Raw genomic sequence first — 26,302 nt, forward strand, 5'->3', positions numbered from 1 at the left:
TCGGTGTGCCCGATGGGTTGAGGATCGTGGTGGGCTGCGACGACGCGGGGCTGCAGTACAAGGAGCGGCTCAGGGCCGACCTGGAGGCCGACGACCGGGTGGCCGAGGTGACCGACGTGGGTGTCGGCGCCGACGACACCACCGCCTACCCGCACGTGGCCGTGGCCGCGGCGCAGCTGGTCGCCGAGGGCCGGGCCGACCGCGCGCTGCTGGTCTGCGGCACCGGGCTGGGTGTGGCGATCAGCGCCAACAAGGTGCCGGGCGTCCGTGCCGTGACGGCCCACGACAGCTTCTCGGTGGAGCGCTCGGTGCTGAGCAACGACGCGCAGGTGCTCTGCATGGGCCAACGGGTGATCGGCATCGAGCTGGCCCGGCGGCTCGCCCGGGAGTGGCTCGGCTACCACTTCGACCCCACCTCCGCGTCCGCGGCGAAGGTCGACGCGATCCGCGGCTACGAGGCGGCGACGGGGCAGGCCGACTCGGCGTCGGAGCTGGCGGTGGAGGAGGACATGGCCCGCTCGACCTGCGGCTGACCGCACTGGCCGTGGTCGGGCGCCCTGCTCGGGCTCGGCCAGGGGGTCTGCACAGTCCGACGGGCCGGCCGCGCGTGCGGCCGGCCCGTCGGAGGCGGGGTCGGTCAGGCGTTCTGCTCGGGCGCCTCGGCCGGCTGCGCCGCGGGCTGGGCGGCCGGCGTCTGCACCGAGGGGCTGCCCTGCTCCAGCGCCGGGCCCGCGGCACCACCGGTGACCGCGGCCGGCCCGGACGTGCCGCTGGGCAGCTGGTTCATCGACGCGCGGATCTGATCGAGCCGCGAGGACCCCGCGACGTCGAGCGTGGCCTTCTGGACCTCGAGCATCCGGCCCTCGACGGAGGTCTGCGCCAGCTCCGCCTGGCCCAGCGCGTTGGCGTAGCGGGCCTCGATCTTGTCCCGGACCTCGGACAGGCTCGGCGTGTTGCCCGGCGCGGAGAGCTCGTTGACCTGCTTGAGCGAGGAGGCCACGTGCTCCTGCATCTTCGCCTGCTCGAGCTGGCTCATCAGCTTGGTGCGCTCGGCCAGGGTCGTCTGCAGCCGCATGCGGCTCTGCTCGACCGCACCGCGGGCCTGCTCGGCCGCCTGCAGCGCCTCGTCGTGGCTGCGCTTGAGGTCCTCCATGGCCTGCTCCGCGGCCACCAGCTGGGTCGCGAAGGCCTGGGCCGCGTTCTCGTACTCACCGGCCTTGCCCGCGTCACCGGCGGCCCGGCTCTGGTCGGCCAGCACCAGCGCCTGGCGGGCGGAGGCCTGCAGCTTCTCGACCTCCCCGAGCTGGCGATTGAGCCGCATCTCCAGCTGCCGCTGGTTGCCCAGCACGGCCGCGGCCTGGTTGGCCAGCGCCTGGTGCCGCTGCTGCTCGGCCTCGATGGCCTGCGCGATCTGGATCTTCGGGTCGGCCTTCTCGTCGATCTTCGCGTTGGCGGAGGCCGTGAGGTACTTCCACAGCTTTACGAACGGGTTGGGCATCGGTCCTCCTGCTCAGCGCGGGTTCCTCTGCCGGTCGTCTCCGGCCCGGCGGAGCCGCAGCGGTGGTCGTCACCCACCATCGTCCCAGGTGTGGCCCTCCGTGAGCCACCAGGGACGCCCCTGAGGGCTTCCCCCGTTAGGGTCTCGGGGTGTCCACCGAGACCCCGGTCCTCAGTGTCCTCGGCGAGCTGGTGGTCGACCTGATCCCGGTCCCGGAGGCCGGCGCCGGTCCCCAGGGGACCGCCCCGCAGTACGTCGCCCGTCCCGGCGGCAACGCGCTCAACGTCGCCGTGGCCGCGGGCCGGCTCGGCACCCCCGTGCGGCTGCTGGCCCGGCTGGGCTCGGGACCGCTGGCCGCGCCGCTGCGCCGGCACGTCGAGCTGGCCGGGGTCGACCCCGGCGGGCTCGTGGCGGCCGCCGAGCCGGTGAGCCTGGCCGTCGTCGGGCTCGACGACGACGGCGCCCCCGACTACGGCTTCCACGTCCTGGGCGCGGCGGACTGGCAGTGGACCGACGACGAGCTGGCCGCGGTCCTCCCGGAGCGGACGGCGATCCTGCACGTGGGCTCCATCTCCAGCTGGACCCCGCCCGGCTGCGAGGCGATCGCCCGTCTGGTCGAGAGCGTCGCCGCCAGCGGCCGCGCCCTGGTCAGCGTCGACCCGAACATCCGGCCGATGCTGGCCGAGGGGCAGGTCGGCGCGGCGCTGGGCAACACCGCTCCCGAGGTGCACGCGCGGCTGGACCGGCTGCTCGCCCGGGCCGACATCGTCAAGGTCAGCGCCGAGGACCTCGCCTGGCTCGACCCCGACGCGGGCGACGACCTCGACGCCACGGCGCTGCGCTGGGCCGACCGGGGCGCGGCGCTGGTCCTGCTGACCGACGGCGCTGCGCCCCTGCGGGTGGCCCGGCCCGGCCGCGCCCTGCTGCACCGCGAGCCACCGCGGGTGACCGTCGTCGACACCGTGGGCGCGGGGGACTCGCTGGCCGCGGGCCTGTTCGCCGGCCTCCTCGCGGCCGGGGTCACCACGCGCGTCGCGCTGGAGGAGCTGCCCGACGAGCAGCTGCTGCCGATCGTCGACGACGCCGCCCTGGTCGCCGCCCTCAACTGCACCCGGGTCGGCGCCGACCCGCCGACCCGCGAGGAGCTCGCGGCGGCCCGCCGGTGACCCCGCCCGACGACGTCACCCTGGTCGGCCTGGCCGAGTTGTCGGCGACCGTCGTCCGCGCCCGCCTGCTGGCCGCGCACGACCGCTTCTGGGACGCCGACACGCGCGCCCTCCACGACCCGGTGTGGTTCGACCAGTTCGGCGGCTTCGGTGTGCTGGCCCGCAGCACCGACGACGAGGACGTCGGCTACCTCCTCGGCGTGGTGACCGCCGACCGGCTGGCCTACCTCCACCTGCTCGCCGTCCGGGACGAACGGCGGCACACCGGCCTGGCCGCCCGCCTGGTGCGGTGGTTCGACGAGGTGGCCGTCAGCACCGGGGCCCGGATCGTCCAGGTGGTCGTGCGGCCCGACGACGACACCGCCGTCACCCTCCACGTGGGGTTGGGCGCGAGCGGGCACCCGGCGGCCGACCGCGCCGGCCCTGGTCAGGACCGCCTGGTCCTGACCCGCTCCCTGGCTCGCTAGCCGGTCGTCAACCAGACGGCGGTGTCGGGCGGGAGGTCGTCCCCCACGGCCTCGCTGGTGAGCACGGGGTCCCCCAGCCCGGCCAGGGGCAGCGTCCGCGGCGAGAGGTTCACGACGCACCGGAACGCGGTGCCGCGGTCGAAGGCGAGGACGTCGTCGCCGAGCTCGCGCCACACCAGGGCCTCGTCGTCGGTCAGGCCGGGCAGCCCGCGGCGCAGCCGCAGGGCGGCGCGGTACAGCGACAGGGTGGACGACGGGTCGCGTTCCTGGGCGGCCACGGTGAGGTCCCGCCAGGCGGCCGGCTGCGGCAGCCACGGCTGCACGCCGTCGGCGGTGAACCCGAACGGCGGGCTGTCCCCCGCCCAGGGCAGCGGCACCCGGCAACCGTCGCGGCCGCGGGCGGTGTGCCCGGACCGCTCCCAGGTGGGGTCCTGCAGCACCTCCTCCGGCAGGTCCTCCACCTCGGGCAGGCCGAGCTCCTCCCCCTGGTACAGGTAGGCACCGCCGGGGAGGGCGAGGGTCAGCAACGCCGCTGCCCGGGCCCGTCGCAGACCGAGGGCGAGGTCGGCCGGTGCCGCCGGGTCGAACCCCATGGTGGCCGCGCCGCTGTGCGCCCGGCCGAAGCGGGTGACGTGCCGGGTCTCGTCGTGGCTGGAGAGGACCCACGTCGCGGGGGCGCCGACCGGCTGCAGCGCGGCCAGCGTCCCGTCCACGACCGCGCGGAGGCTGCGCGCGTCCCACGGCGCCTTGAGGTAGTCGAAGTTGAAGGTGGTGTGCAGCTCGTCGGGCCGCACGTACCGGCTCAGCCGCTCGGGGCCGTTGACCACCGCCTCGGAGACGAACAGCCGGTCGCCCGGGTAGGTGTCCCCGATCCGGCGCCACCGGCGGAAGACCTCGTGCACCTCGTCGACGTCCCAGTGGGGGTTGCCCACCCAGGAGCTGGACTCGAACAGCGCCCCGGGACCGTGACCGGCGTCCGGCAGGCCCGGGACCTTGGCCATCGCCGGGGCGGCGTCGACCCGGATGCCGTCCACGCCGCGGTCGAGCCAGAAGCGGACGACGTCGTCGAACTCCTCCTGCACCACGGGGTCGCCCCAGTCCAGGTCCGGTTGCTCGGGGGCGAACAGGTGCAGGTACCACTGCCCGGGCCGCCCGTCGGGCTCGAGGACCCGGGTCCAGGCCGGACCGCCGAAGGCGCTGATCCAGTCGTTGGGCGGCTGCGCGCCTCCGGCGCGGCCGTCGCGGAAGAAGTAGCGGGCCCGCTCCGGGGCGCCAGGCCCGCCGGCCAGCGCGGCGGCGAACCAGGGGTGCTGCACGGAGGTGTGGTTCGCCACCAGGTCGATGACGATCCGCAGCCCGAGGTCGTGGGCGTCGGCGAGGAGCGCGTCGGCGTCGGCCAGCGTGCCGAAGCGGGGGTCGATGTCCCTGTAGTCACTGACGTCGTACCCGCCGTCGGCCATCGGGGACGGGTACCACGGGGTGATCCAGACGGCGTCCACGCCGAGGTCGCGCAGGTGGGACAGCCGGCTGCGCAGCCCGCCGATGTCTCCGGTGCCGTCCCCGTCGGAGTCGGCGAAGCTGCGCAGGTAGACCTCGTAGACGACCGCCGTCCGCCACCACGGACGACGGTCGTCTGAGGCAGACACCGTCCCGTTCAGCGCATCCCCGACCCCGTCGTCAGGCGGCGCCGGCCCGGTGCGCTCCGCCTCCTCCGGTGACGGTGGTGCCCTGCGTCTGCGCCTCCTGGACCTGCTCGACGCGGTCCTCCTCGGCCATCTGGGTGAGCCGGGCACCGGCTTCGGCATCCCGGGTCAGGTTCTCCCCGGTCTGCGGGTCGAACACGTGGACCTTGCGGCTGTCGAGCCAGAACTCGGCCTCGCGGCCCTCCCGGATCCGGCTCGTGGCGTCGATGGAGACGATCGCCTGGGTGCGCAGTTCCTCGGAGTCCAGCTCCCGGGACAGCTCGCGCAGCTGGTTGGTGATCGACTCGGGCGCCTCGTACGGGATGTAGGCGTACTGGGAGTCGCCCAGCCACTCGGTGACGTCGACCCGGGCGCGGAAGGTCGAACCCAGCGGCCGCTTGGCCTCGTCGACCAGCGACGCGTCCTCGAAGTACTCCGGCCGGATGCCGACCAGCAGCAGGTCACGGCCGCCGACGGCGGACGCCCGGCCCTCGTCGAGCACGATCGGTCCGAACGGCGTCCGCAGCTGGTTGCCCTCGAGCGTGGCGGGCAGGAAGTTCATCGGCGGGGAGCCGATGAAGCCCGCGACGAACAGGTTGACCGGCTGCTCGTAGAGCTCCCGCGGCGAGGCGACCTGCTGGATGCGCCCCTTCCGCAGCACGCACACGCGGTCGCCGAGGGTCATGGCCTCGGTCTGGTCGTGGGTGACGTACACCGTCGTGATCCCCAGCCGCCGCTGCAGCCGGGAGATCTCGGTGCGCATCTGGCCGCGCAGCTTGGCGTCGAGGTTGGACAGCGGCTCGTCGAAGAGGAACGCCTCGGCCTGGCGCACGATCGCCCGGCCCATCGCCACGCGCTGACGCTGACCACCGGAGAGGTTGGCCGGCTTGCGCTCCAGGTGGTCCCGCAGCTCCAGGACCTCGGCGGCCTCGGTGACCCGACGACGCACCTCGTCGTCGGGCGTCTTGGACAGCCGCAGCGGGAACGCGATGTTCTCGTACACGGTCATGTGCGGGTAGAGCGCGTAGTTCTGGAACACCATGGAGAGGTTGCGCTCCCGAGGTGCCTTGTCGTTGACGCGGACGCCGCCGATGATCATGTCGCCGCTGGTGATGTCCTCCAGCCCGACGATCATGCGCAGCAGGGTCGACTTCCCGCAGCCGGACGGGCCGACCAGGATCATGAACTCCCCGTCGGCGATGTCCAGGCTGACGTCGTTCACGGCGGGATAGCCGTCGCCGTACTGCTTGACGATGTGACGCATCTCGATGGAAGCCATCTGTACTCGTCCCCTCGGGAGGTCGGTGGGAAGCGGCGGCCGTCAGCCCTTGACGGCGCCGTTGGTCAGGCCGGCGACGATGCGTCGCTGGAAGAGCAGCACCAGGACGACGACCGGGATCGTGACGACCACCGCGGCTGCGGCGATGGCCCCGGTCGGGTCCTCGAACTGCGAGGCGCCGGAGAAGAGGCCCAGTGCGGCGGGGACGGGCCGCGACGCGCTGGTCGACGTCAGGGAGATGCCGTAGGCGAAGTCGTTCCACGCGATGAAGAAGGCGATGATCGCGGTGGTGAAGACGCCGGGTGCGGCGAGCGGGACGATGACCTTGCGGAACGCCTGCCAGTTGGTCGCCCCGTCGACCTGGGCGGCCTGCTCCATCTCCCAGGGGATCTCCCGGAAGAACGCCGACATCGTCCAGATGGAGATCGGCAGGGTGAGCGAGAGGTACGGGATGATCAGGCCGGGCCAGGTGTCGTAGAGCCCGATCTGCCGCCACAGGTTGAACAGCGGCGTGACGATCGAGATGACCGGGAAGATGGCCACGCCGAGCGCGGTGGAGAGGATCAGCTTCTTCCCCGGGAAGTCCAGCCGCGCGATCGCGTAGGCGGCGAACATCGACAGCAGGCACGAGATCGCCGTGGCGATCAGGCAGATGCCGAAGGAGTTCCGCAGCGCCGGCAGGAACAGGTCACTCGCCGAGCCGGTGAGGATCGTCGTGTAGTTCTCCCACGTCGGGGACGTCGGGAAGAACTGCGGGGTGGCGATGTCCGAGGCCGCCTTGAACGACAGCGAGACGATCCACGCGATCGGGAACAGGCAGTACAGGACGATCAGCACGCCGCCGACGATCCACCAGGTCTTCTCCCGCCCGGACATCAGCGTTCCCCTCTCGCCTGGGCCAGGTCGACCCGGAAGCCCTTGATGAAGATGAAGGCGATGAGCACCACGCAGAGGAACAGCAGCACCGAGACCGCCGACCCCAGGCCGATCTCCACCCGCGCGATGGTCTGCCGGTAGGCGAGGAACGACACCGACTCGGTGTTGTTCGCCCCCGCGGTCATGATGTAGATCGAGTCGAAGATCCGGAACGCGTCCAGCGTGCGGAACAGCAGGGCCACCATGATCGCGGCCTTCATGTTCGGGATGGTCACCCGCCACATCCGCTGCCACCACGTGGCGCCGTCCACCTTGGCTGCCTCCTGCAGCACCTCCGGCACCTGGGCGAGGCCGGCGAGCAGGAGGAGGGAGATGAACGGCGTGGTCTTCCAGATCTCGGCCAGGCAGACGACCGCCAGTGAGGACCACTGGCCACCGAACCAGTCGGTGTCCGCCGAGACGCCCGGCAACCAGGCGAACCAGCTGTTGACGAAGCCGGTGTCGATCCGGAAGGCGAACGCCCAGGCGAAGGCCGACACGACCGTGATCACCGCGTACGGGATCAGGATCGCGGCCCGGACCACCGGCCGGATGGAGCTCAGCGCCTTGGCCATCACCAGGGCCAGCGCGAAGCCGAGGAGGAGCTCGACCACCACGGTGACCACGGTGATGAACAGCGTCACCCCCAGCGCCGTCCACCAGACCGGGTCGGAGAGGATCACCGCGTAGTTGGACAGGCCGTTGAACGACCGGTTGGCGGGGTCGGTGAGCCGGTAGTTGAACAGCGAGTAGTAGACCGCCTGGAGGATCGGGTAGGCCGTGACCAGCAGCATCACCGCGAACGCCGGTCCGGCCAGCATCCAGCCGAGCTTGCGCTCGGCCCGGGATCGGTCACTGATGGTCCCGCCGGGCGCGGAGACCGGTGCGGTCTTCTCCCGGGGTGGGAGTGTGGTCTGCGTCATCGGTTCGCCTCCGGACTCACTCCGCTGCTCGCTGGTCCCCCGCTGCGATGCCCACTCGCCCGCCGGCGCACGGTCGTCACAGCAGCTGGTCCCCTGAGAGGACGGCGCTGATCAGTTCCTGCGCCTGCTCACCGGTCTCGGGCGACACCGACGACGGCGGGTGGTAGACGCGCTGCAGGCCTCCGGAGACCTCGTTGTAGTACGGGGTCTGCGGGCGGTTCGCCGCGGCCTCCAGCGAGTCCAGGATCGTGGGGGCCATCGGGAAGACCTCCAGCACCTCCGGGTCGTCGTACACCGCGGCCGACGACGCCGGGTTGCCGTTCGTGGTCATGTAGTAGGCCTGGTTCTCGTCGCTGGTGATGCACTCGGTCGCGTCGTAGACCAGGTCGACGTGCTCGCTGAAGGCCGAGACGGCGAGGTCGATGCCGCCGAACGGCGGTGCGCTCGGCTGGTCGGCGTCCACCTGCGGGTACAGGGCCCAGCCGTAGTCCTCCGGCACGGAGGCGTCCAGCGTGCCCGCCTCCACCGCGGCGAGGGCGCGGGAGTAGACGAACGGCCAGTTGACCATGAACCCGCCGTCGGCACTCTCGAACTCCGTGGCGCTGGTGTCCTCGCTCGAGGTCGAGAAGGCCGGGCCCACCACGCCGGAGTTCGCCACGGTGTTCATCACCTCGGCCGCCCGGTCGGCGGCCGGGGTGGTCAGGCCGAGCTGGATGTCCTCGGGGTCGGTCGAGTTCTCCTCGATGATGGAGCCCCCGGCGGACTCGATGAGCGCGTTGAGCCACACCGTCAGGGACTCGGCGCGCCGGCCCTGGGCGCTGAGGAGCTTCCCCTGGTCCTGCGCAGCGGTGACCAGCTGCTCCCAGGTGACCGGCTGGGTCATGTCCAGCCCGGCCGCCTCCGCGACCGACTTGCGGTACCAGAGCAGCTGCGTGTTGGCCCAGAACGGGACGGCGACCAGCTCGCCGTCCCACGTCGCGGAGTCCACCGAGCTCTGGACGACGCCCTCGGTGACCCGCTGCGCGAGGTCCTCGGGCACGGGCGCGAGGAAGCCGGCCTGGGCGAACTCGGGGATGTAGGGCGGGTCCAGGCTCATGAGGTCGATGGAGGTGTCACTGGCCGCGAGTCGGCGGACCAGCTGCTCGCGCTGTGCGGAGGACTCCCGCGGCAGCTGGGAGACCTCGATCGTGTAGGCCCCGTTGGAGGCGTCGCTGCACCGCTGGGCGATCTCGGCCTGGCCCCCCGAGTCGGGGTTGATGTACCAGGTGAGCGTCGGGATCGCGCCCTCGTTCCCGCCACCGCCGCAGGCAGCCAGCGTGGACGCCAGGACCAGCGCGGCCGCGGATCCTCCGAGCGTCCGGCGGGACCGCGCGCGCCGGCGTGGAGAGCCGCTGCTGGGCGGCCCCTCCCTCACGTCGTTCGACACCGTTCTGTCGCCTCCCGATCGGCGAGCGGCGACCCGTGATCACCGCGGTCCTCGTAACGTGGCTCAGGTCACCAAGGGTGTCAACTCGAACGACACCTCTCCGTAACCACCGCTGCGGGGGGCCGCTCCGCGGGTCAGCCGGAGGGGCTCACGAAGGCCGAGGGCGTGGTCAGCTCCTTGGGCGTGCGGGGCAGGACGGTCTCGAAGTAGGACCGCGCCGCCCGCGTCGTCCCGACGTCCGCGCCGGCCTTCTCGGACAGGAACCAGCGGTGCTCGAGGATCTCGTGGAAGACCTCCGCCGGGGCCAGCCGGCCCCGGAGGTCCGGCGGGATCGCGTCGACGACGGGCTGGTAGGCCTCGGCCAGCCAGCGGTAGCCGGCGACGGTCTCCGACACGGGCTGACCGGTCTTCTGCTCGAGGTTGGCGCGGAACGCGCGCAGGTCGTTGAGCAGCCGGCGGGCCTGCCGCTCCTGGACCTCCAGCCCGGTCAGCCGGAACAGCTCCCGGCGGTTCTCCCCCGGCTCGGCGACCCGGGTCTCCACCCTCAGCTTCGCGCCGCCGTCGGGGGTCGTGACCAGCTCGACCTCGCCGACGTCGAACCCCAGGTCGTTGAGCCGCTGCAGGCGCGCGGCCACCCGGTACCGCTGCTCGTCGAGGGCGAAGACCTCCTCGCGGGTGACCTCGTCCCAGAGCGCCGCGTACCGGCGCGGCAGGCTGTCGGCCACCTCGATGGGGTCGATGTCGGGCGGGAGCAGCTCGCCGAACTGCAGGTCGAGCAGCTCGGCGCCGACGCGTTCCCGGGCCAGGTCGACGTCGTAGTTGCGCTGGCCCGGGGTCAGTCGGGGATGGCGCTCGCTGGTCTCGGCGTCGACGAGGTACGCGGCCAGCGTCCCGGCGTCGAGCCGGAAGAGGGTGTTGGACAGCGAGCAGTCCCCCCAGAACACCCCCGCCAGGTGCAGCCGCACGAGCAGCACGACCAGCGTGTCCAGCAGCTGGTCGGCGGAGTGCTCGGAGGTCGGGCGCGAGAACAGGTACCGGTAGGACATCGAGTACTCGAGGTACCGGGTCACCAGGATGGCGTCCTGCCCGTCCGGGCGGTCGACGCAGATCCCGAGCACGGAGACCGACGGCAGCCCCTCCTCCTCGAACTGGCCGAGCAGGGCGTACTCGTGCCGGGCCAGCGACTCGGCGATCTCCTTGAGTGCGAAGACGCACCCGTTCTGCGCGGTGAACCGGACGACGTGGCGCGAGATGCCGCGCTGCGGGACCTCGAGCAGCAGCTCGGGGTCCCACTGCTCGAGGGGCTGGTGCCAGGGCAGCGCGAGCAGGGCGGCCCCGTCGGTGGCCGGGGGCCGGAAGAGGTACCGCACGGCGGCCTCCGTTGGTCGCAGCAGCCGACCCGCCTCGGCTGGGCGGGGTCCGATCGTCACCCTGCCACCACGGCGCTGCCGCGACCACGCCACCGTCAGGACGGCGGGGCGCCCACCAGGACGACGAGCCGCTCGGCGGCCGCCCGTCGGGCCGGCCCCTCCCCCGGCTGCAGGACCAGGCCGACCAGCCAGCGGGCCACGAGCCCGGCGGTGCCCCGGTCGGTCCCCAGCGCCGTGGCGAGCCGGTCGAGGACCTCGGACCAGCGGTCGGGTGGGGCGGCGAGCAGCCCGGTGAGCACCTCGGGCTCGTCCCGGGCGAGGCGCTGCAGCACGGGGTGCCCGGCGACCTCGTCGGCGAGCTCCGCCAGCGCGGTCGCCGGGGGCCGGCCGGCGGCCACGGCACCCAGGCGGTCCAGCTCCGCGGCGAGCAGCGCGCGGGCCACCTCGTCCTTGGTCCGGAAGTGGTTGTACAGGGTCGCCTTGGCGACGCCGGCCGCCGCGGCGACCGACTGCATGGTGCTGCGCCGCAGCCCCCGCTCGGCGAAGGCGCGGGCGGCGCCGTCGAGCAGCCCGGCGCGGGTGCGACCCATGGCGTTGCCGCCGCGGGTGTGGCTCCCGGGTGCGTGGGCGGGGCCGCGCGGCACCCACGCCGACGTCCCTGGGTCGACCGTGGCCATGACCCCCTGTCTGGCACCGCCGGGGCGGTGAGTCAAGGACGTGCGGCCGCGCCGGGGCGTGTCGCGGGGGTCAGGCCGCCAGCGAGACGGCGGTGCGCGCGGCCGGACGGGCGGAGGCGCCGACCAGCGCGAGGGCCGGCTCGGCCACCGGCTGCGCGGCGGCCTGCTCCTCGGCCGGCTGCTCCGCGGCGGGAGCGGCGGCACCGGGCGCGGGGGTCAGCGGGCGCACCCCGCCGGCGTGCCGCAACTCCAGGCTGACCTCGGCCAGCAGGTCGGCCAGTTCCAGGTCGAGGGCGTCGCAGATCGAGGCGAGCAGCTCGGAGGAGGCCTCCTTCTGTCCGCGCTCCACCTCGGAGAGGTAGCCCAGGCTCACCCGGGCGGCACCGGAGACGTCCCGCAGCGTCCGGCGCTGACGCAACCGGTGGCCGCGCAGGGTGTTCCCGAGCTGGGTGCGCAGCAGCGTCATGGCCGTCTCCTGTCCTGCCTGTACGGAAGCGGCGGCGCCCTCGAGGGCGCCGTGCGCTCACGGTACGCGGCGCCACTGACCGGCACCGCGCCATCCCCGGCGCGTCCGCTCTGGGCGTAACGCCCGGGGACGTCGGTCCCTTCCCGCCGGCCGGCGCCGCGGGACGGACGGCGGCCTCGTACCGGGCCGCGCCGCGAGCGGGCGGGTGACGTGCAGGGGCCCGCTTCAGGCGGTGGCGTCGGTGCGCGAGCCGCCGGCGGCACGGCGTGCCGCGGCCGCGCGCATCGCCCGGGCGCTCGTGCGGCGCAGGGTCAGGGCCCGGTAGACGTAGTCGAGGCCGGTGACGACGGTGATCACGACGGCCGCCACCATGACCCACCAGCGGGCAGTGGCCAGCACGCCCTCGAGGGGCAGGATGTAGAGCCCGATCGCGAGTGCCTGGACGACCGTCTTCGCCTTCCCGCCCCGGCTGGCCGCGATCACGCCGTGGCGGATCACCCAGAACCGCAGCAGGGTCACGCCGACCTCGCGGACCAGGATCGTCAGCGTCACCCACCACGCCACCAGGGACAGCACCGACAGCCCGATGAGCGCGGTGCCGGTGAGCGCCTTGTCGGCGATCGGGTCGGCGAGCTTGCCGAACTCGGTCACCTGGCCGCGCCGCCGGGCGATCATCCCGTCGTAGCGGTCGGTGATGATCGCCAGACCGAAGGCCAGCGTGGCCCAGTAGCGCTGGGCCTCGTCCGTGCCGCCGTCGGTGAGCAGGAGGACGGCGAACACCGGCACCACCGCCAGCCGCAGCACCGTCAGGGCGTTGGGCAGGTTGACCAGCCGCACCGACTGCGGCGGCGTGGCGGCGGGGTCGGCGCCTGGGTTCATCGAGCCACCGCGGGGACCAGCGCGGTGGCGACCAGGTCGACGCCCTCGGTGCCGGCGACCTCCGCGGCGACGAGCTGCCCCGCCACCGCCCCGGCGGGCACCCCGGTCACCGTCGTCGTCCCGTCGGCCTCCGGGTCCTGGTGGGCGGCGTGCCCGAGCCAGGTGCCCGGGCCCTCGTCGTCGCCGAGGTCCTCGGTGAGGAGCACCTCGACCCGCTCGCCGACGCGGTCCTCGGCGCGCTGCGCGGTCAGCTCCTCCACGAGGTCGGTGATCCTCCGCACCCGGGCGTCGATCTCGGCCTGGTCCAGCTTGCCGGGCATGCCGGCCGCCTCGGTGCCCTCCTCGTCGGAGTAGCCGAAGACCCCGACCGCGTCGAGCCGGCCCTCCTCGAGGAACCGCTCGAGCTCCGCGACGTCGGCCTCGGTCTCCCCGGGGAAGCCCAGGATGACGTTGGTGCGGAAACCCGCGGTGGGCGCCAGCGCGCGGGCCCGCTCGACGAGCGCGAGGAAGTCGTCGGTGCCGCCGAACCGGCGCATGCGGCGCAGCAGTGTCGGCGAGGAGTGCTGGAAGGACAGGTCGAAGTAGGGGGCCACGCCGTCGGTGGCCGCGATGACCTCGAGCAGGCCCGGCCGGAGCTCGGCCGGCTGCAGGTAGGCCACCCGCACCCGCGCGATCCCCTCCACGGCGGCGAGCTGCGGGAGCAGCCGCTCGAGGGAGCGCAGGTCGCCGAGGTCCTTGCCGTAGGACGTCGAGTTCTCGCTGACCAGCACCAGCTCGGTCACGCCCTGGGACGCCAGCCACTGCGCCTCACCGAGCACCTCGGCCGGCGGGCGGGAGACGAACGCGCCGCGGAAGGCGGGGATGGCGCAGAACGCACACCGCCGGTCACAGCCCGAGGCGAGCTTCAGCGCGGCGGAGGGACCGCTCGCCAGCCGGCGGCGCTGCAGCCAGCCGTGGCCGGGGATGACCGGCGCGGCGCCGTCGTCCGCCCGGCCGGCGGCCACCGCGGCGGTGCGCGCCACCGGGCTGATCGGCAGCAGCGTGCGCCGGTCGCGCGGGTCGTGCGGCACCAGGGACCGGCCGGCGAGGACGTCGTCGAGCCGGTCGCCGATCGCGGCGTAGTCGTCGAAGCCCAGGACGGTGGCCTCGGGGAGCGCGCCGGCGAGCTCGGACCCGTACCGCTCGGCCATGCACCCGACCGCGACGACCGGGGCGCCGGAGTCGGTGGCCGCGAGGATCGCGTCGACCGAGTCCTTCTTTGCCGACTCGATGAAGCCGCAGGTGTTGACCAGGACGGCGTCGGCGTCGTCGGCGTCCTCGACCAGTTCGTAGCCGTCGGCGGCGAGGCGACCGGCCAGCTCCTCCGAGTCGACCTCGTTCCGGGCGCACCCGAGGGTCACCACCGCCACTCTGCGGGCAGGGTTGGGCGGAGCTGTCACCAGTCCATCCTAGGCGCCCGTCGCCACCCCGCCGGGCCGACGCCGTGTGAGGTCAGCCCGGTCCGCGCGCCTGACCCCGCGCTCGGTCCGCTCCTCGCTCGCCGGCGCCCGCCTCCTCGCTCGCTCTGTCGACTGCTCCCCTCCGCGCCCCGGTCCGCTCCTCGCTCGCTGGCGCTCGCTGCGATGCTCCCGCGGCTGTCGTCAGGCCGTGTCCGCTCAGCCTGACTCCGCGCCCCGGTCCGCTCCTCGCTCGCTGGCGCTCGCTGCGATGCTCCCGCGGCTGTCGTCAGGCCGGGTCCCCGCCGCCACGGAGGGTGAAGACCACCGACTCGAGCTCGTCGGGCTTGACCAGCACGTCGCGCGCCTTGGAGCCCTCTGACGGGCCGACGATGCCGCGGCTCTCCATGAGGTCCATGAGGCGACCGGCCTTGGCGAAGCCGACCCGCAGCTTGCGCTGCAGCATCGACGTCGACCCGAACTGGCTGGTGACCACGAGCTCGACCGCCTGGACGAGCAGCTCGAGGTCGCCGCCGATGTCCTCGTCGATCTCCTTCTTCTCGCCGCCGCCGGCGGTGAAGACCTCTTCCCGGTACTCGGGCTCGGCCTGCCGCTTGGTGAACTCGACGACCGCTTCGATCTCGGCGTCGGACACGTAGGCGCCCTGGACGCGCATCGGCTTGCCCGCCCCGATGGGCAGGAACAGCGCGTCACCCATGCCGATGAGCTTCTCGGCGCCGGGCTGGTCGAGGATGACCCGGCTGTCGGTGAGGCTCGAGGTGGAGAACGCCAGCCGCGAGGGAACGTTGGCCTTGATCAGGCCGGTGACGACGTCGACCGACGGCCGCTGCGTGGCCAGCACCAGGTGGATGCCGGCCGCACGGGCCTTCTGGGTGATCCGCACGATGCAGTCCTCGACGTCGCGCGGCGCGACCATCATCAGGTCGGCGAGCTCGTCGACGATCGCGAGGATGTACGGGTAGGGCCGGTACACGCGCTCGCTGCCGGGCGGGGCGGTGATCTCGCCCTTCTCGACCTTGCGGTTGAAGTCGTCGACGTGCCGGACGCCGGAGGCGCGCATGTCCTGGTAGCGCTGCTCCATCTCCTCGACCAGCCAGGCCAGCGCGGTCGCGGCCTTCTTCGGGTCGGTGATGATCGGCGTGATCAGGTGCGGGATGCCGTCGTAGGGCGTCAGCTCCACCATCTTCGGGTCGACCAGGATCATCCGCAGCTGGTCCGGCGTCGCCCGCAGCAGCAGCGAGGTCAGCAGCGAGTTGATGCAGCTGGACTTACCGGCACCGGTGGCACCGGCGACCAGCAGGTGCGGCATCTTCGCCAGGTTGGCGCAGACGAACTCGCCGTCGATGTCCTTGCCGAGGCCGACCAGCATCGGGTGCGGGTCCTGCTTGGCCGTCCGCGAGCGCATGACGTCGCCGAGGCTGACCATCTCGCGATCGCTGTTGGGCACCTCGATGCCGACGGCCGACTTGCCCGGGATCGGCGCCAGGATGCGGATGTTGTCGTTGGCGACGGCGTAGGCGAGGTTGCGGGTCAGCGCGGTGATCTTCTCCACCTTCACCGCGGGCCCGAGGGTCACCTCGTAGCGGGTCACCGTCGGGCCGCGGGTCATCCCGGTGACGTCCGCGTCGATGTTGAACTGCTCGAGGACGCTCCGGATGGCCTCGATGGCGACGTCGTTGGCCTTCGAGCGGGCCTTGGGCGGGTCACCGGGACGCAGCACGGTGACCGACGGCAGCATGTACTCGCCCTCGACCGGCTCGATGCGCAGCTGCTGCGGCTCGTCGATCGGGGGGAGGTCCTCCGGCGGAGCCGTGCGGTCGACGACCACCGGCCGCGCCGGCACCGGGTCGGGCTCGGGCGCCGACCCGACATGCACCGCCTCGGGCGCCTCGTCGTAGGCGGCGTGGTCGATGGCCGGGAGGGTGTCCACCGGCCCGGTGTCCATCAGATCGTCCGCGAGGGAACGGCGGCGGGAGCGCGGCGCCGGAGCCGGGACCGGCTCCTCGTCGTCCTCCCAGTCCTCGTCGTAGTCGTCCTCGTCGGAGGTGTGGCCCAGCAACCGGTCGCCGAGCTCGCGGAGGCGATCGGGGATCTGGTGCACCGGCGTGGCGGTGAGCACGAGCAGGCCGAAGAAGGCCAGCAGGACCAGCAGCACGACGGTGACGACGCTGCCGACGCCGGCGACCAGCGGTGTGCCGACCGCCCAGCCGGTCAGCCCGCCGGTGCCGGGCCGGCCCTCGGCGGGGACGGCACCGTCGCCGACGACCTGCGCGATGCCCAGGACCGACGCGACGGCGCACAGCCAGCCGATCGCCAGGCGGCCGCGGGCCTCGGGGCGCGGGCCGCGGCGGAGCAGCCGGAGGGCGGCGAAGAAGAGGACGACCGGCAGCACCATCACCAGCGCGCCGACCACCCAGCGGACGCCGCCGGCCAGCGCGGCCCCGACCGGGCCGATGCCGTTGGTCCAGGCCGCGGCGCCGAGCACGACGGCCAGACCCAGCACCGCCAGGCCGACACCGTCGCGGCGGTGCTCCGGCGCGAGCGGCTCGGCCTCCTCGGGCCGGGCCACCGAGCGGGCCAGCCCGCCGGCCCCGCGGGCCAGCAGGGACCAGCCACCGCTGATGACGCCCCACAGACCGGGGCCGGAGTTCTTGGGCGCGGACTTCCGGGCGGCGGGCTTGCGGCCGCCGGAGGCGGGCCGCTTCGCGGGCGGGCGCTTCCGGGACGCGGTCGAACCCGAGCCGGAGCGTCCGCGCGCCGGCGACTTACCCGACGCGCGGGTCGTCGTCGTGCGAGCAGGCATGCGTCAGACGGTAATCGCCGCAGGTGCGCGCCGACGGCAGGCGACGCCTCGTGTCCGGCACCTACGGTCAGGGCATGCCGACTCCTCCCCCGCTCCCCCACGGCAGCTGGCCCACCCCGATCACCTCGGAGCTCGTCGTCCGCGCGGCCGCCCGGCTGGGAGAGGTGGCCGTCGACGGCACCGACGTCTGGTGGTCGGAGTCACGGCCCGGGGAGGGCGGCCGGTCGGCCCTGGTCCGCCGGTCCGCGGACGGCGTCGTCGAGGACGCCCTGCCGCCGCCGTGGAACGCCCGGACGCGGGTGCACGAGTACGGCGGCGGCGCGTGGACCGTCGCCGGGGGCACCGTGTGGTTCACCGGGTTCACCGACCAGCGGCTGTACCGGCTCGACGCCGGAGCGGGCGCGCCGGTCACGGTCACGGCGGAGCCCGACCTGCCGGCGGGGGTCCGCTACGCCGACCTGACCCCGACGCGGGGCGGCGCGCTGCTCGCCGTCCGGGAGACGCACACGGCCGGCGGTGCGGCGGCCGACGTGGTCAACGAGATCGTCCGGATCGGGCCCGAGGGGACGGAGGAGGTCCTCGTCAGCGGCCCGGACTTCGTCTCCGACCCGCGCCCCTCGCCCGACGCCCGGTCCCTGGCCTGGCTGCAGTGGGACCACCCGGACATGCCGTGGGACGCCGCGCAGCTCGTCGTCCGCACCGACGACGGCACCGAGACCGTCGTCGCGGGCGGGCGTCGGGACGGCGGCGCCGCGGAGTCGGCCGTCCAGCCGACGTGGGCCGCCGACGGCAGCCTGTGGTTCTGCCTGGACCGCACCGACGTGTGGGCGCTGTACCGCTGGCGGCCGGGTGGGGAGGTCGACCTGGTGCTCGACCTCGGCGCGGACATCGCCGGGCCGCAGTGGGTCTTCGGCGCCCGCCGCTTCGCGCTGCTGCCCGACGGCCGCGTCGTCCTGGCCTACGCGCGGGAGGGCGCCGACCGGCTCGCCGTCCGCGAGACCGACGGGACGGTGCGCGAGCTCGACGTCCCCTACGCGGCGTTCCGGTACGTGACCGCGGCCGACGGCGCGGTGGTGTGCGTGGCCGGGGGCCCGGCCAGCGAGCCGGTGGTGCTGCGGGTACCGGTGGAAGGCGGTGCCGCCGACGTGTTGCGGCCCGCCCGCGACCTCGGCCTGGACCCGGCGTGGTTCGCCAAGCCGGAGCACCTGACCTTCCCCACCCCGGACGACGGCACCGGCATCGACGTGGCGCACGCGCTGGTCTACCCGCCCACCAACCCCGAGGTGACCGCACCGGAGGGGTCGCTGCCGCCCCTCCTGGTCGTCGTCCACGGCGGACCCACGGCCGCGGCGGCCCCGGTGCTGAACCTCGAGGTGCAGTACTGGACCTCGCGGGGGTTCTGCGTGGCCGACGTCGACTACCGGGGGTCGGCCGGCTACGGGCGCCGCTACCGCGAGGCCCTGCGCGGCGCGTGGGGCGTGGTCGACCTCGACGACGTCGTCGCCTGCGCCCGGTTCCTCGCCGACAGCGGCCGGGTCGACCCCGCCCGGATGGCCATCCGCGGCGGCTCGGCCGGTGGCTACACCACGCTGGCGGCGCTGTGCCTGCGGCCGGGCGTGTTCTCCGCGGGCGCCAGCCACTTCGGCGTCGCGGACCTGGGCGCGCTCGCCGCGGACACCCACAAGTTCGAGTCCCGCTACCTCGACTCGCTGGTCGCCCCGTGGCCGGAGGGCGCCGACGTCTACGCCGAGCGCTCCCCGGTCTCGCACGTGGCCGCGTTCGACACGCCGCTGGCGGTCTTCCAGGGCGAGGAGGACCGCGTCGTGCCGCCGGAGCAGGCGGAGGCGATCGTGACGGCGCTGCGGGAGAAGGGGGTGCCGCACGCCTACCTGCTCTTCCCCGGGGAGCAGCACGGCTTCCGGCGGGCGGAGAACATCCGCGCGGCGCTGGACGGCGAGCTGTCCTTCTACGCGCAGGTGTGGGGCTTCGACCTGCCCGAGGAGGAGGGCATCGCGCCGATCGAGCTGCGGTGACGTCGTCGTCCTACCGGACGACACCGCGGCCACGTGCGTCCCCCGTCGCGTTGAGCCGGACCCGGCCCTCCTCGGGGACCCTCCGGGGCCCACTCGTCGAGCCGATCAGACCTCCAGGACGGTGGGGATGATCATCGGCCGGCGGCGGTGGGTGTCCGACACCCACTTGCCGATCGTCCGGCGGATCACCTGAGAGAGCCGGTGGGCGTCGGTCTCGCCGTCGGCGAGGGTGCGCCGCAGCGCGTCCTCGACCAGCTGCAGGGCCGGGTCGAAGACGGTGGGGTCGTCGGCGAAGCCCCGTGCGGACAGGTGCACCGGCCGCACGATCGTGCTGGTCGAGGGCTCGATGACGACGGTGAGCGCGACGAACCCCTCGTCGCCGAGGATGCGCCGCTCCTGCAGCGACTCCTCCCCCACGTCGCCGACGTTGAGCCCGTCGACGTAGACGTCCCCGACCGGGACGCTGCCCACGATCGCGGCCTTGCCGTCGACCAGGTCGACCACGACGCCGTTCTCGGCGAGGAGCACCCGGTCGGCGCTCATCCCGGTCTCCTCGGCCAGGGCGGCGTGCGCCCGCAGGTGCCGCCACTCGCCGTGCACCGGCATGAGGTGGCGGGGCTTGGCGACGTTGAGCAGGGTGCGCAGCTCGCCGGCCGGCGCGTGGCCCGAGACGTGCACCCGCGCGGTCTCCTTGTGCACCACGGTCGCGCCCAGGCGGGCCAGCCCGTTGATGACCTTGTAGACGGCGGTCTCGTTACCAGGCACCAGCGACGAGGCGAGGACGACGGTGTCGCCGGCCTCGATCGTCACCTGGTGGTGCTGGCCCCGCGCCATCCGGCCGAGCGCGGACAGCGGCTCCCCCTGCGAGCCGGTGGAGACCAGCACGACCTGGTCCGGCGGCATGGCCGCGGCCTCGTCGAGGGACACCATCAGCCCGGGCGCCACCCGCAGGAGGCCCAGGTCGCGGGCCACGCCCATGTTGCGGACCATCGACCGGCCGACGAAGGCGACCTTGCGGCGGTGGGTCTCGGCGCAGTCGAGCACCTGCTGGATCCGGTGCACGTGGCTGGCGAAGCTGGAGACGATCAGCCGCTGGGTGGCGCGGGCGAAGACGTCGTCGAGCACCGGGCCGATCGACCGCTCGGAGGTGACGAAGCCGGGGATCTCGGCGTTGGTGGAGTCGGCCAGCAGCAGGTCGATGCCCTCGACCCCGAGCCGGGCGAAGGCGCCCAGGTCGGTGAGGACGCCGTCGAGCGGCAGCTGGTCCATCTTGAAGTCGCCGGTGTGCACCAGCCTCCCGGCCGGCGTGTGGACGGCGACCGCGAGGGCGTCGGGGATCGAGTGGTTGACCGCGATGAACTCGCAGTGGAAGGGCCCGGCCACGTGGTCGTCCCCGGCCGCGACCTCGACCAGCGTCGGGTCGATGCGGTGCTCGCGCAGCTTGGCCGAGACCAGGGCGAGGGTGAACCGCGACCCGACCAGGGGGATGTCACCGCGCATCCGCAGCAGGTACGGGATGGCGCCGATGTGGTCCTCGTGCCCGTGGGTGAGGACGACGGCGGCGATGTCCTCGAGCCGGTGCTCGATGACCCCGAAGTCCGGGAGGATCAGGTCGACGCCGGGCTGCTCGGCCTCGGGGAACAGGACGCCGCAGTCGATGACCAGCAGGCTCCCGTCGTACTCCAGGACGGCCATGTTGCGGCCGATCTCGCCGAGTCCGCCCAGCGCCATCACGCGCAGGCCGCCGGCCGGCAGCGGGGGTGGTGCCTTGAGGTCGAGGTGGGGCTGGGTGATCGGGCCGCCGGGGGCCGCGCTCACAGCGTCACCCCGCCCGCGGCGAGGTCCTCCCGCAGCGTGGCGAGCTGCTCGGGGGTGGCGTCGACCAGCGGCGGGCGCACCGGCCCCGCGGGCATGCCGAGCGCGTTCAGCGCCGCCTTGACCAGGATGACGCCCTGGGTCCGGAAGATGCCGGTGTAGACCGGGAGCAGGCTCTCGTTGACCGCCCGGGCCTTGACCAGGTCCCCGGACTCCACCGCGCCGATCAGCTCGGCCAGTCGCGGGCCGACCAGGTGGCCGACGACGCTCACCACACCGACCGCGCCGACGGCCAGGAGCGGCAGGTTGAGCATGTCCTCGCCGCTGTAGTAGGCCAGGTCGGTGCGCGCGAGGGTCCAGGCCACCGCGCCGAGGTCGCCCTTGGCGTCCTTCACCGCGACGATCCGCGGGTGCTCCGCGGCCCGGACCAGCGTCTCCACCTCGATGGGCACGACGGTGCGCGGCGGGATGTCGTAGAGCATCACCGGCAGGTCGGTGGAGTCCGCGACGGCGGTGAAGTGCCGCAGCAGGCCCGCCTGCGGGGGCTTGTTGTAGTACGGCGTCACCACCATCAGGCCGTGCGCGCCGAGCCGCTCGGCGTCCCGGGCCTTGTCGATGGAGTGGGCGGTGTCGTTGGTCCCCACACCGGCGACGACGGTCGCCCGGTCGCCGACCGCGTCCAGGACCGCCTCGAGGACGGCGCGCTGCTCGGCGTCGCTCAAGGTCGGTGACTCCCCCGTCGTCCCGCAGACGACGAGGCCATCGTGGGCTCCGCGGTCGACCAGGTGGGCAGCCAGTTCCTGGGCGCCGGCGAGGTCGATCGAGCCGTCCTCGGCCAGCGGGGTGACCATCGCCGTCAGGACGCGCCCGAAGGGCCGAGCGGGGTCGCTGGTCATGGGGTGAATCTACCGATCGGGGACGGCCGTGTTCCGCCCCGGCGCGGCGGACGCCGTCCCCCGGCGGTACTCCGACACCGCGTACCGCAGCCCGGTGGCCGACGTCGACCAGCCCTCGGCGGGGTCGCGGGAGACCCGGCGCCACTCCGGTCCGGGCACCGGCGCCCACGTGTCGCCGTCCACCTGCGTGTCGACCTCGGTGACGACCAGCCGGTCGGCGTGCGGGAGGAAGGCGGCGTAGACCCGGCCGCCGCCGATGACCCACAGGTCCCCGACGTCGGCGAGGACCTCCTCGACCGAGCCGGCGCGGCGGGCGCCGTCGGCGGACCAGCACGGGTCGGTGGTGAGGACGAGGTTGGCCCGCCCGGGCAGCGGGCGGAACCGCTCGGGCAGCGATTCCCAGGTGCGCCGGCCCATGACGACCGTCGAGCCGGTGGTGAGGGTGCGGAAGAGCCTCAGGTCCTCGGGCAGGTGCCAGGGCAGCGCGCCGTCCGCGCCGATGACCCCGCCCGCGGCCTGCGCCCAGATCAGCGCGACGCCCACCCGGTCACACCGCCACCGGGGCCTTGATCGCCGGGTGGTGCCGGTAGTCGTGGAGGGTGAGGTCCTCGTAGGCGTAGTCGAACAGCGAGGGCGCGGGCGCGAGCTCGAGCGTCGGGAAGGGCAGCACCTCGCGGGAGAGCTGCTCGGTCACCTGCTCGACGTGGTTGCTGTAGACGTGGCAGTCCCCGCCCACCCAGATGAAGTCCCCGGGGGCCAGGCCGACCTGGTCGGCGACCATGCGGGTCAGCAGCGCGTAGCTGGCGATGTTGAACGGCACGCCCAGGAAGAGGTCGGCGCTGCGCTGGTAGAGCTGGCAGGAGAGCCGGCCGTCGGCGACGTGGAACTGGAACAGCGCGTGGCACGGCGCCAGCGCCATCTCCGGCAGCGCGGCCACGTTCCACGCCGAGACCAGCATCCGGCGGGAGTCCGGATCGGTGCGCAGGGTCTCCAGGACGGCGGTGATCTGGTCGACGTGCCCGCCGTCCGGCGTGGGCCACGAGCGCCACTGGACGCCGTAGACCGGCCCCAGCTCCCCCTCGGGCGAGGCCCACTCGTCCCAGATGGTGACGCCCTTGTCGCGCAGCCAGCCGACGTTGGAGTCGCCGCGCAGGAACCACAGCAGCTCGTAGGCGACCGACTTGAAGTGGACCCGCTTGGTGGTGATGAGGGGGAAGCGCTCGGAGAGGTCGTACCGCAGCCGCTCGCCGAAGAGGCTGACCGTGCCGGTGCCGGTGCGGTCCTGCTTGGGGGTGCCGCGCTCGAGCACCCGGCGCAGCAGGTCCTCGTACTGGGTGTCGATGGGGCCGTCGGTCGCGCTCGTCACGCGCCCGAGGGTACGGCCGGCCCCCGACAGGGTCCCGCACCCGGACCGCTCCTGCCCCACGGGTCAGACTCGTCCCGTGGAGTGGTGGAGCGCGCTTCTCGCGGTCGCCGGCGGCCTGCTCGTGCTGTGGGCCGCGCTCCTGCTGGTGCTGTGGCGGACGCGGCCGCCCGACCTGACCGTCCGGGAGGCGCTGCGCCTGCTGCCCGACCTGGTCCGGCTGGTGCGCAGGCTGGCCGCCGACCGGTCGCTCCCCCGCGGGGTGCGGCTGCGGCTGTGGCTGCTGCTGGCCTACCTGCTGTCGCCGATCGACCTCGTGCCCGACGTCGTCCCGGTGCTGGGCTACGCCGACGACGTCGTCGTGGTGGCCCTGGCCCTGCGGGCGGTGGTGCGCGCCGCGGGCGCACCGGCCCTGGCCCGGGCCTGGCCGGGCGGTCCGGCGGGGCTCGCGGTCGTGCAGCGGCTGGCCGGCCGCTGACCGGCCCCCTCAGCGCAGGGCGACGGCCAGGTCCCCGGCGAGGTCCCCCCGCTCGGCGACGGTCACCGACCCCAGCTCCAGCCAGCCGGCCATGAGGGCCAGCTCGGCGGCGAGGGCGTCGGCCACCTCGGCGCGGTCGACCCCCTCCTCGGCGAAGGCCGACTGGACCCGCAGCACCCCCGCCTGGCGGTCGGCCTTGAGGTCCACCCGCGCCACGAGCCGGTCGCCGAGCAGGAACGGCAGCACGTAGTAGCCGTGCACCCGCTTGGCCGCCGGCGTGTAGATCTCCAGGCGGTAGCGGAAGCCGAAGATGCGCTCGACCCGCGGCCGCTCCCAGACCAGCGAGTCGAACGGGCTGAGCAACGCCCGGGCCCGGATCCAGCGGGGCCGGCGCGCCTCCGGGTGCAGGAAGGCCGGCCCGCCCCATCCGGCGACCTCGACGGGCAGGAGCTCGCCGGCGTCGGTGAGCTCGGCGATCGCGGCCCGGGTGGGCGCGGGCTTGAGCCGGAAGTAGTCGCGCAGGTCCCGCTCGGTGGCCACGCCCAGCGCGCGGGCGGCGGTGCGCACCAGCTCGCGCACCGCCTCGGCCGGCTCCGGGGTCGGCGCCTGGAGCACGGCGGCCGGCAGGACTCGTTCGGTCAGGTCGTAGACCCGCTCGAAGGCCGTGGTGCGGCCGCGGGTGGTGAGGACGCCGGTGTAGAACAGCCACTCCAGCGCGACCTTGCCCGCGTGCCAGTTCCACATGCTGCCCGGCCGGTCGGGCCGGGGTTCGGCGAGGTCGCTGGCCTTGAGCGGGCCACCCTCCCGCACCCGGTCGAGCACCTCCGCGACGTAGCCGGGCCGCTCCCGCTGGATGCGCACCATCGAGCCCCAGGCGTGCTCCTCGGCAGCGGCCATGCGCCAGCGCAGGTACGGGTGCAGGCGCACGGGGAGGAAGGACGCCTCGTGCGCCCAGTACTCGAACAGCGCCCGGCTGCGGCCGGCGAGCGCGTCGATGGCCGCGCGGGGGTAGGGCCCGAACCGGCTGAACGCCGGCAGGTAGTGCGCCCGGGACAGCACGTTGACCGAGTCGATCTGCACGACGGCCAGCCGGGAGGTCATCCGCCGCAGGTGCCGGCCGTCGACGACGCCGTCGGGCCGCGGGTCGGCGAACCCCTGCGCGGCGAGGGCGATGCGGCGCGCCAGCGGAGCCGGCAGACGGTCGACGACGGGGAGGCCCACAGCGGGCGATCCTGCCTGCTGGGTACGACAGGTGCCGCGCGGCCCTACGCTGCCCGGCGTGGACCCGACCTCGCCGTTCCCGCGCCTGACCGGTAGCGCCGAGGTCTCCGTCCGGCCCGCCCGCCCGGCGGATGCCGCCGACGTCGCCCGGATCCAGGCCGTCACCTGGCGGACGGCGTACCGGGCCGCGCTGCCCGCCGACGTCCTCGACGCATGGGACGAGGAGGCGGCCACGGCGGCGTGGCGCGCGGCGGTGGTCGCCCCGCCGACGCCGGCGCACGGCGTGCTCGTGGCCGTCGAGCACGAGACCGTCGTCGGCTTCGCCGCGTACGGTCCGCCGGAGGCCGCCGACGTCGACGGCGCGGCGGTCGGGCCGACGACCGAGGTCGCCACCCTGCTCGTGGAGCCCCGGTGGGGACGGCGCGGGCACGGCAGCCGCCTGCTGGCCGCCGTGGCCGACCTCGCGCGGGCCTCGGGCGCGGTGCGGCTGCAGACGTGGCTGGCGGAACAGGACCGGGTGTCGGCCGACTTCTTCGAGTCGGCCGGCTGGGCACCGGATGGCTGGGTGCGCACGCTCGACACGGGCGGCGCACCGCTGCGGGAGCGGCGCTGGCACGCCCTGCTGGACGAGACGGACAGGAGCCGATGAGCTTCGAGGGGTTCCCCGACGAGGGGCTGGTCTTCTACGAGGGCCTGGAGGCCGACAACAGCAAGACCTACTGGACCCGCCACCGCGCCGTCTACGACGACTGCGTGCGGGCGCCGCTGCAGGCCCTGGTCGAGGAGCTGGCGCCGGAGTTCGGCACCGCCAAGGTGTTCCGCCCGTACCGCGACGTCCGGTTCAGCCATGACAAGACGCCGTACAAGACCCACCAAGGTGCGGTGGTGAACCCGGAGGGCCGGGGCGCCGGCGCCTGGTACGTGCAGATCTCCACCGACGGCCTCATGGTGGCCGGCGGGTGCTGGCGGCTGGAGTCCGACCAGGTGGCCCGGTACCGCCGCGCCGTCGCCGACGACCTCCAGGGCGGGCGGCTGCGCGCGGAGGTGGACCGGCTGTCCTCGGGCGGCTGGGACATCGAGGGGGAGCAGCTCAGGCGGGTCCCCTCCGGCTTCGCCGTGGACGACGACCGCACCGACCTGCTGCGGCACAAGTCGTTGCACGCCGCTCGCCGGTGGGAACCCGCTGACTGGCTGCACCACCGCCGAGCCCTCGAGGAGGTCCGGACGGCGTGGCGGGACCTCGTCGCGCTCAACACCTGGTTCGCCGACAACGTCGGGGCGACGACGAAGGAACCGCGGGCCCGGCGCTGAGGGCCTCCCCAGGCCGGGCGCCGGCTCGCTGCGGAGTGCCCCTGCCATGGCGTGGCGGGGGATGCGCGAAGGGGCCCCAGCGGTTGCTGGGGCCCCTTCGTGGAGTGTTGTCCGGCGGCGTCCTACTCTCCCACCCCGTCTCCGGGGCAGTACCATCGGCGCTGAGAGGCTTAGCTT

The 26,302-nt window shown here is 74.0% G+C and carries 24 protein-coding genes; 7 read left to right on the plus strand and 17 right to left on the minus strand.

Annotated features, from left to right (window positions below; genetic code table 11):
* Positions 1 to 5: 5 nt before the first annotated feature.
* On the plus strand, positions 6 to 533 hold the full coding sequence (locus tag ACI79C_RS10475; protein WP_456945587.1) for a ribose-5-phosphate isomerase: 528 nt from the start codon (positions 6 to 8) through the stop codon (positions 531 to 533).
* A 104-nt stretch (positions 534 to 637) separates the two neighbouring features.
* Here ACI79C_RS10475 and ACI79C_RS10480 read toward each other — a convergent pair whose 3' ends face one another.
* Positions 638 to 1,498 carry a PspA/IM30 family protein gene (locus ACI79C_RS10480; RefSeq protein WP_456945588.1) on the minus strand — a complete coding sequence of 287 codons (861 nt, stop codon included), beginning with the start codon at positions 1,496 to 1,498 and terminating at the stop codon, positions 638 to 640.
* Between the two features lie 149 nt (positions 1,499 to 1,647).
* On the opposite strand from ACI79C_RS10480, the gene ACI79C_RS10485 reads away from it, so the two are divergent.
* Both ACI79C_RS10485 and ACI79C_RS10490 read left to right on the plus strand, forming a co-directional pair.
* A complete protein-coding gene (locus ACI79C_RS10485; protein WP_456945589.1) occupies positions 1,648 to 2,664 on the plus strand; it encodes a carbohydrate kinase family protein in 1,017 nt (338 codons plus the stop codon).
* A complete protein-coding gene (locus tag ACI79C_RS10490; protein WP_456945590.1) occupies positions 2,661 to 3,131 on the plus strand; it encodes a GNAT family N-acetyltransferase in 471 nt (156 codons plus the stop codon). The genes ACI79C_RS10485 and ACI79C_RS10490 overlap by 4 nt, the downstream gene beginning before the upstream one ends.
* On the opposite strand, the gene ACI79C_RS10495 is transcribed toward ACI79C_RS10490, so the two are convergent.
* The 11 genes from ACI79C_RS10495 to ACI79C_RS10545 all read right to left on the minus strand — a co-directional run bounded on the left by ACI79C_RS10495 (position 3,128) and on the right by ACI79C_RS10545 (position 17,008).
* Complete coding sequence (locus ACI79C_RS10495) at positions 3,128 to 4,777, minus strand: glycoside hydrolase family 13 protein (RefSeq protein ID WP_456945591.1); 1,650 nt, start codon at positions 4,775 to 4,777, stop codon at positions 3,128 to 3,130. The genes ACI79C_RS10490 and ACI79C_RS10495 overlap by 4 nt on opposite strands.
* A 31-nt stretch (positions 4,778 to 4,808) precedes the next feature.
* Positions 4,809 to 6,092, minus strand: coding sequence for an ABC transporter ATP-binding protein (locus ACI79C_RS10500; protein ID WP_456945592.1), 1,284 nt, complete (start codon positions 6,090 to 6,092; stop codon positions 4,809 to 4,811).
* A 42-nt stretch (positions 6,093 to 6,134) separates the two neighbouring features.
* Positions 6,135 to 6,968, minus strand: a complete 834-nt coding sequence (locus tag ACI79C_RS10505; RefSeq protein WP_456945593.1) for a carbohydrate ABC transporter permease — start codon at positions 6,966 to 6,968, stop codon at positions 6,135 to 6,137.
* Positions 6,968 to 7,930: a carbohydrate ABC transporter permease gene (locus ACI79C_RS10510; RefSeq protein WP_456945594.1), complete on the minus strand. Its 963-nt coding sequence runs from the start codon at positions 7,928 to 7,930 to the stop codon at positions 6,968 to 6,970. Before ACI79C_RS10510 ends, ACI79C_RS10505 begins: the two co-directional genes overlap by 1 nt.
* 76 nt (positions 7,931 to 8,006) lie before the next feature.
* The gene (locus ACI79C_RS10515; RefSeq protein ID WP_456945595.1) at positions 8,007 to 9,356 is read right to left on the minus strand and encodes an extracellular solute-binding protein; all 1,350 of its coding nucleotides are present in this window, start codon (positions 9,354 to 9,356) and stop codon (positions 8,007 to 8,009) included.
* A gap of 134 nt (positions 9,357 to 9,490) precedes the next feature.
* Complete coding sequence (locus ACI79C_RS10520; RefSeq protein WP_456945596.1) at positions 9,491 to 10,786, minus strand: DUF4032 domain-containing protein; 1,296 nt, start codon at positions 10,784 to 10,786, stop codon at positions 9,491 to 9,493.
* Positions 10,787 to 10,821: 35 nt separating this feature from the next.
* The gene (locus ACI79C_RS10525; RefSeq protein WP_456945597.1) at positions 10,822 to 11,403 is read right to left on the minus strand and encodes a TetR family transcriptional regulator; all 582 of its coding nucleotides are present in this window, start codon (positions 11,401 to 11,403) and stop codon (positions 10,822 to 10,824) included.
* 70 nt (positions 11,404 to 11,473) lie between these two features.
* The gene (locus ACI79C_RS10530; RefSeq protein ID WP_456945598.1) at positions 11,474 to 11,869 is read right to left on the minus strand and encodes a helix-turn-helix domain-containing protein; all 396 of its coding nucleotides are present in this window, start codon (positions 11,867 to 11,869) and stop codon (positions 11,474 to 11,476) included.
* A gap of 225 nt (positions 11,870 to 12,094) precedes the next feature.
* On the minus strand, positions 12,095 to 12,748 hold the full coding sequence (gene pgsA / locus ACI79C_RS10535; protein WP_456945599.1) for a CDP-diacylglycerol--glycerol-3-phosphate 3-phosphatidyltransferase: 654 nt from the start codon (positions 12,746 to 12,748) through the stop codon (positions 12,095 to 12,097).
* Positions 12,745 to 14,187: a 30S ribosomal protein S12 methylthiotransferase RimO gene (gene rimO / locus ACI79C_RS10540; protein ID WP_456945600.1), complete on the minus strand. Its 1,443-nt coding sequence runs from the start codon at positions 14,185 to 14,187 to the stop codon at positions 12,745 to 12,747. Before rimO ends, pgsA begins: the two co-directional genes overlap by 4 nt.
* 286 nt (positions 14,188 to 14,473) lie before the next feature.
* Positions 14,474 to 17,008 (minus strand): DNA translocase FtsK 4TM domain-containing protein, encoded by a 2,535-nt coding sequence (locus tag ACI79C_RS10545; protein ID WP_456945601.1) that lies wholly within the window; start codon positions 17,006 to 17,008, stop codon positions 14,474 to 14,476.
* A gap of 74 nt (positions 17,009 to 17,082) precedes the next feature.
* Between ACI79C_RS10545 and ACI79C_RS10550 the strand changes: the two genes are divergently transcribed.
* Positions 17,083 to 19,041, plus strand: a complete 1,959-nt coding sequence (locus ACI79C_RS10550) for a prolyl oligopeptidase family serine peptidase (protein ID WP_456945602.1) — start codon at positions 17,083 to 17,085, stop codon at positions 19,039 to 19,041.
* A gap of 105 nt (positions 19,042 to 19,146) precedes the next feature.
* On the opposite strand, the gene ACI79C_RS10555 is transcribed toward ACI79C_RS10550, so the two are convergent.
* Genes ACI79C_RS10555 through ACI79C_RS10570 form a run of 4 tightly spaced genes read right to left on the minus strand, consistent with a single transcriptional unit; the run spans position 19,147 to position 23,118 of the window.
* Positions 19,147 to 20,859 (minus strand): ribonuclease J, encoded by a 1,713-nt coding sequence (locus tag ACI79C_RS10555; RefSeq protein WP_456945603.1) that lies wholly within the window; start codon positions 20,857 to 20,859, stop codon positions 19,147 to 19,149.
* Positions 20,856 to 21,752, minus strand: coding sequence for a 4-hydroxy-tetrahydrodipicolinate synthase (gene dapA, locus ACI79C_RS10560; protein ID WP_456945604.1), 897 nt, complete (start codon positions 21,750 to 21,752; stop codon positions 20,856 to 20,858). The genes ACI79C_RS10555 and dapA overlap by 4 nt, the downstream gene beginning before the upstream one ends.
* 9 nt (positions 21,753 to 21,761) lie before the next feature.
* Complete coding sequence (locus ACI79C_RS10565; RefSeq protein WP_456945605.1) at positions 21,762 to 22,295, minus strand: dihydrofolate reductase; 534 nt, start codon at positions 22,293 to 22,295, stop codon at positions 21,762 to 21,764.
* Positions 22,296 to 22,299: 4 nt separating this feature from the next.
* Entirely contained in the window at positions 22,300 to 23,118 is an 819-nt protein-coding gene (locus ACI79C_RS10570) for a thymidylate synthase (protein ID WP_456945606.1), read from the minus strand.
* Positions 23,119 to 23,194: 76 nt separating this feature from the next.
* Between ACI79C_RS10570 and ACI79C_RS10575 the strand changes: the two genes are divergently transcribed.
* On the plus strand, positions 23,195 to 23,593 hold the full coding sequence (locus ACI79C_RS10575) for a YkvA family protein (protein WP_456945607.1): 399 nt from the start codon (positions 23,195 to 23,197) through the stop codon (positions 23,591 to 23,593).
* 9 nt (positions 23,594 to 23,602) lie between these two features.
* Here the strand turns inward: ACI79C_RS10575 and ACI79C_RS10580 are convergent, their stop codons facing one another.
* Positions 23,603 to 24,814 carry a winged helix-turn-helix domain-containing protein gene (locus ACI79C_RS10580; protein WP_456945608.1) on the minus strand — a complete coding sequence of 404 codons (1,212 nt, stop codon included), beginning with the start codon at positions 24,812 to 24,814 and terminating at the stop codon, positions 23,603 to 23,605.
* 58 nt (positions 24,815 to 24,872) lie between these two features.
* Here ACI79C_RS10580 and ACI79C_RS10585 point away from each other — a divergent pair, with 58 nt between their 5' ends.
* Both ACI79C_RS10585 and ACI79C_RS10590 read left to right on the plus strand, forming a co-directional pair.
* Complete coding sequence (locus tag ACI79C_RS10585) at positions 24,873 to 25,463, plus strand: N-acetyltransferase family protein (RefSeq protein ID WP_456945609.1); 591 nt, start codon at positions 24,873 to 24,875, stop codon at positions 25,461 to 25,463.
* The gene (locus tag ACI79C_RS10590) at positions 25,460 to 26,125 is read left to right on the plus strand and encodes a DUF2461 domain-containing protein (protein ID WP_456945610.1); all 666 of its coding nucleotides are present in this window, start codon (positions 25,460 to 25,462) and stop codon (positions 26,123 to 26,125) included. Before ACI79C_RS10585 ends, ACI79C_RS10590 begins: the two co-directional genes overlap by 4 nt.
* The last annotated feature ends 177 nt before the right edge of the window (positions 26,126 to 26,302 follow it).

Source organism: Geodermatophilus sp. SYSU D00697 (assembly GCF_054050175.1).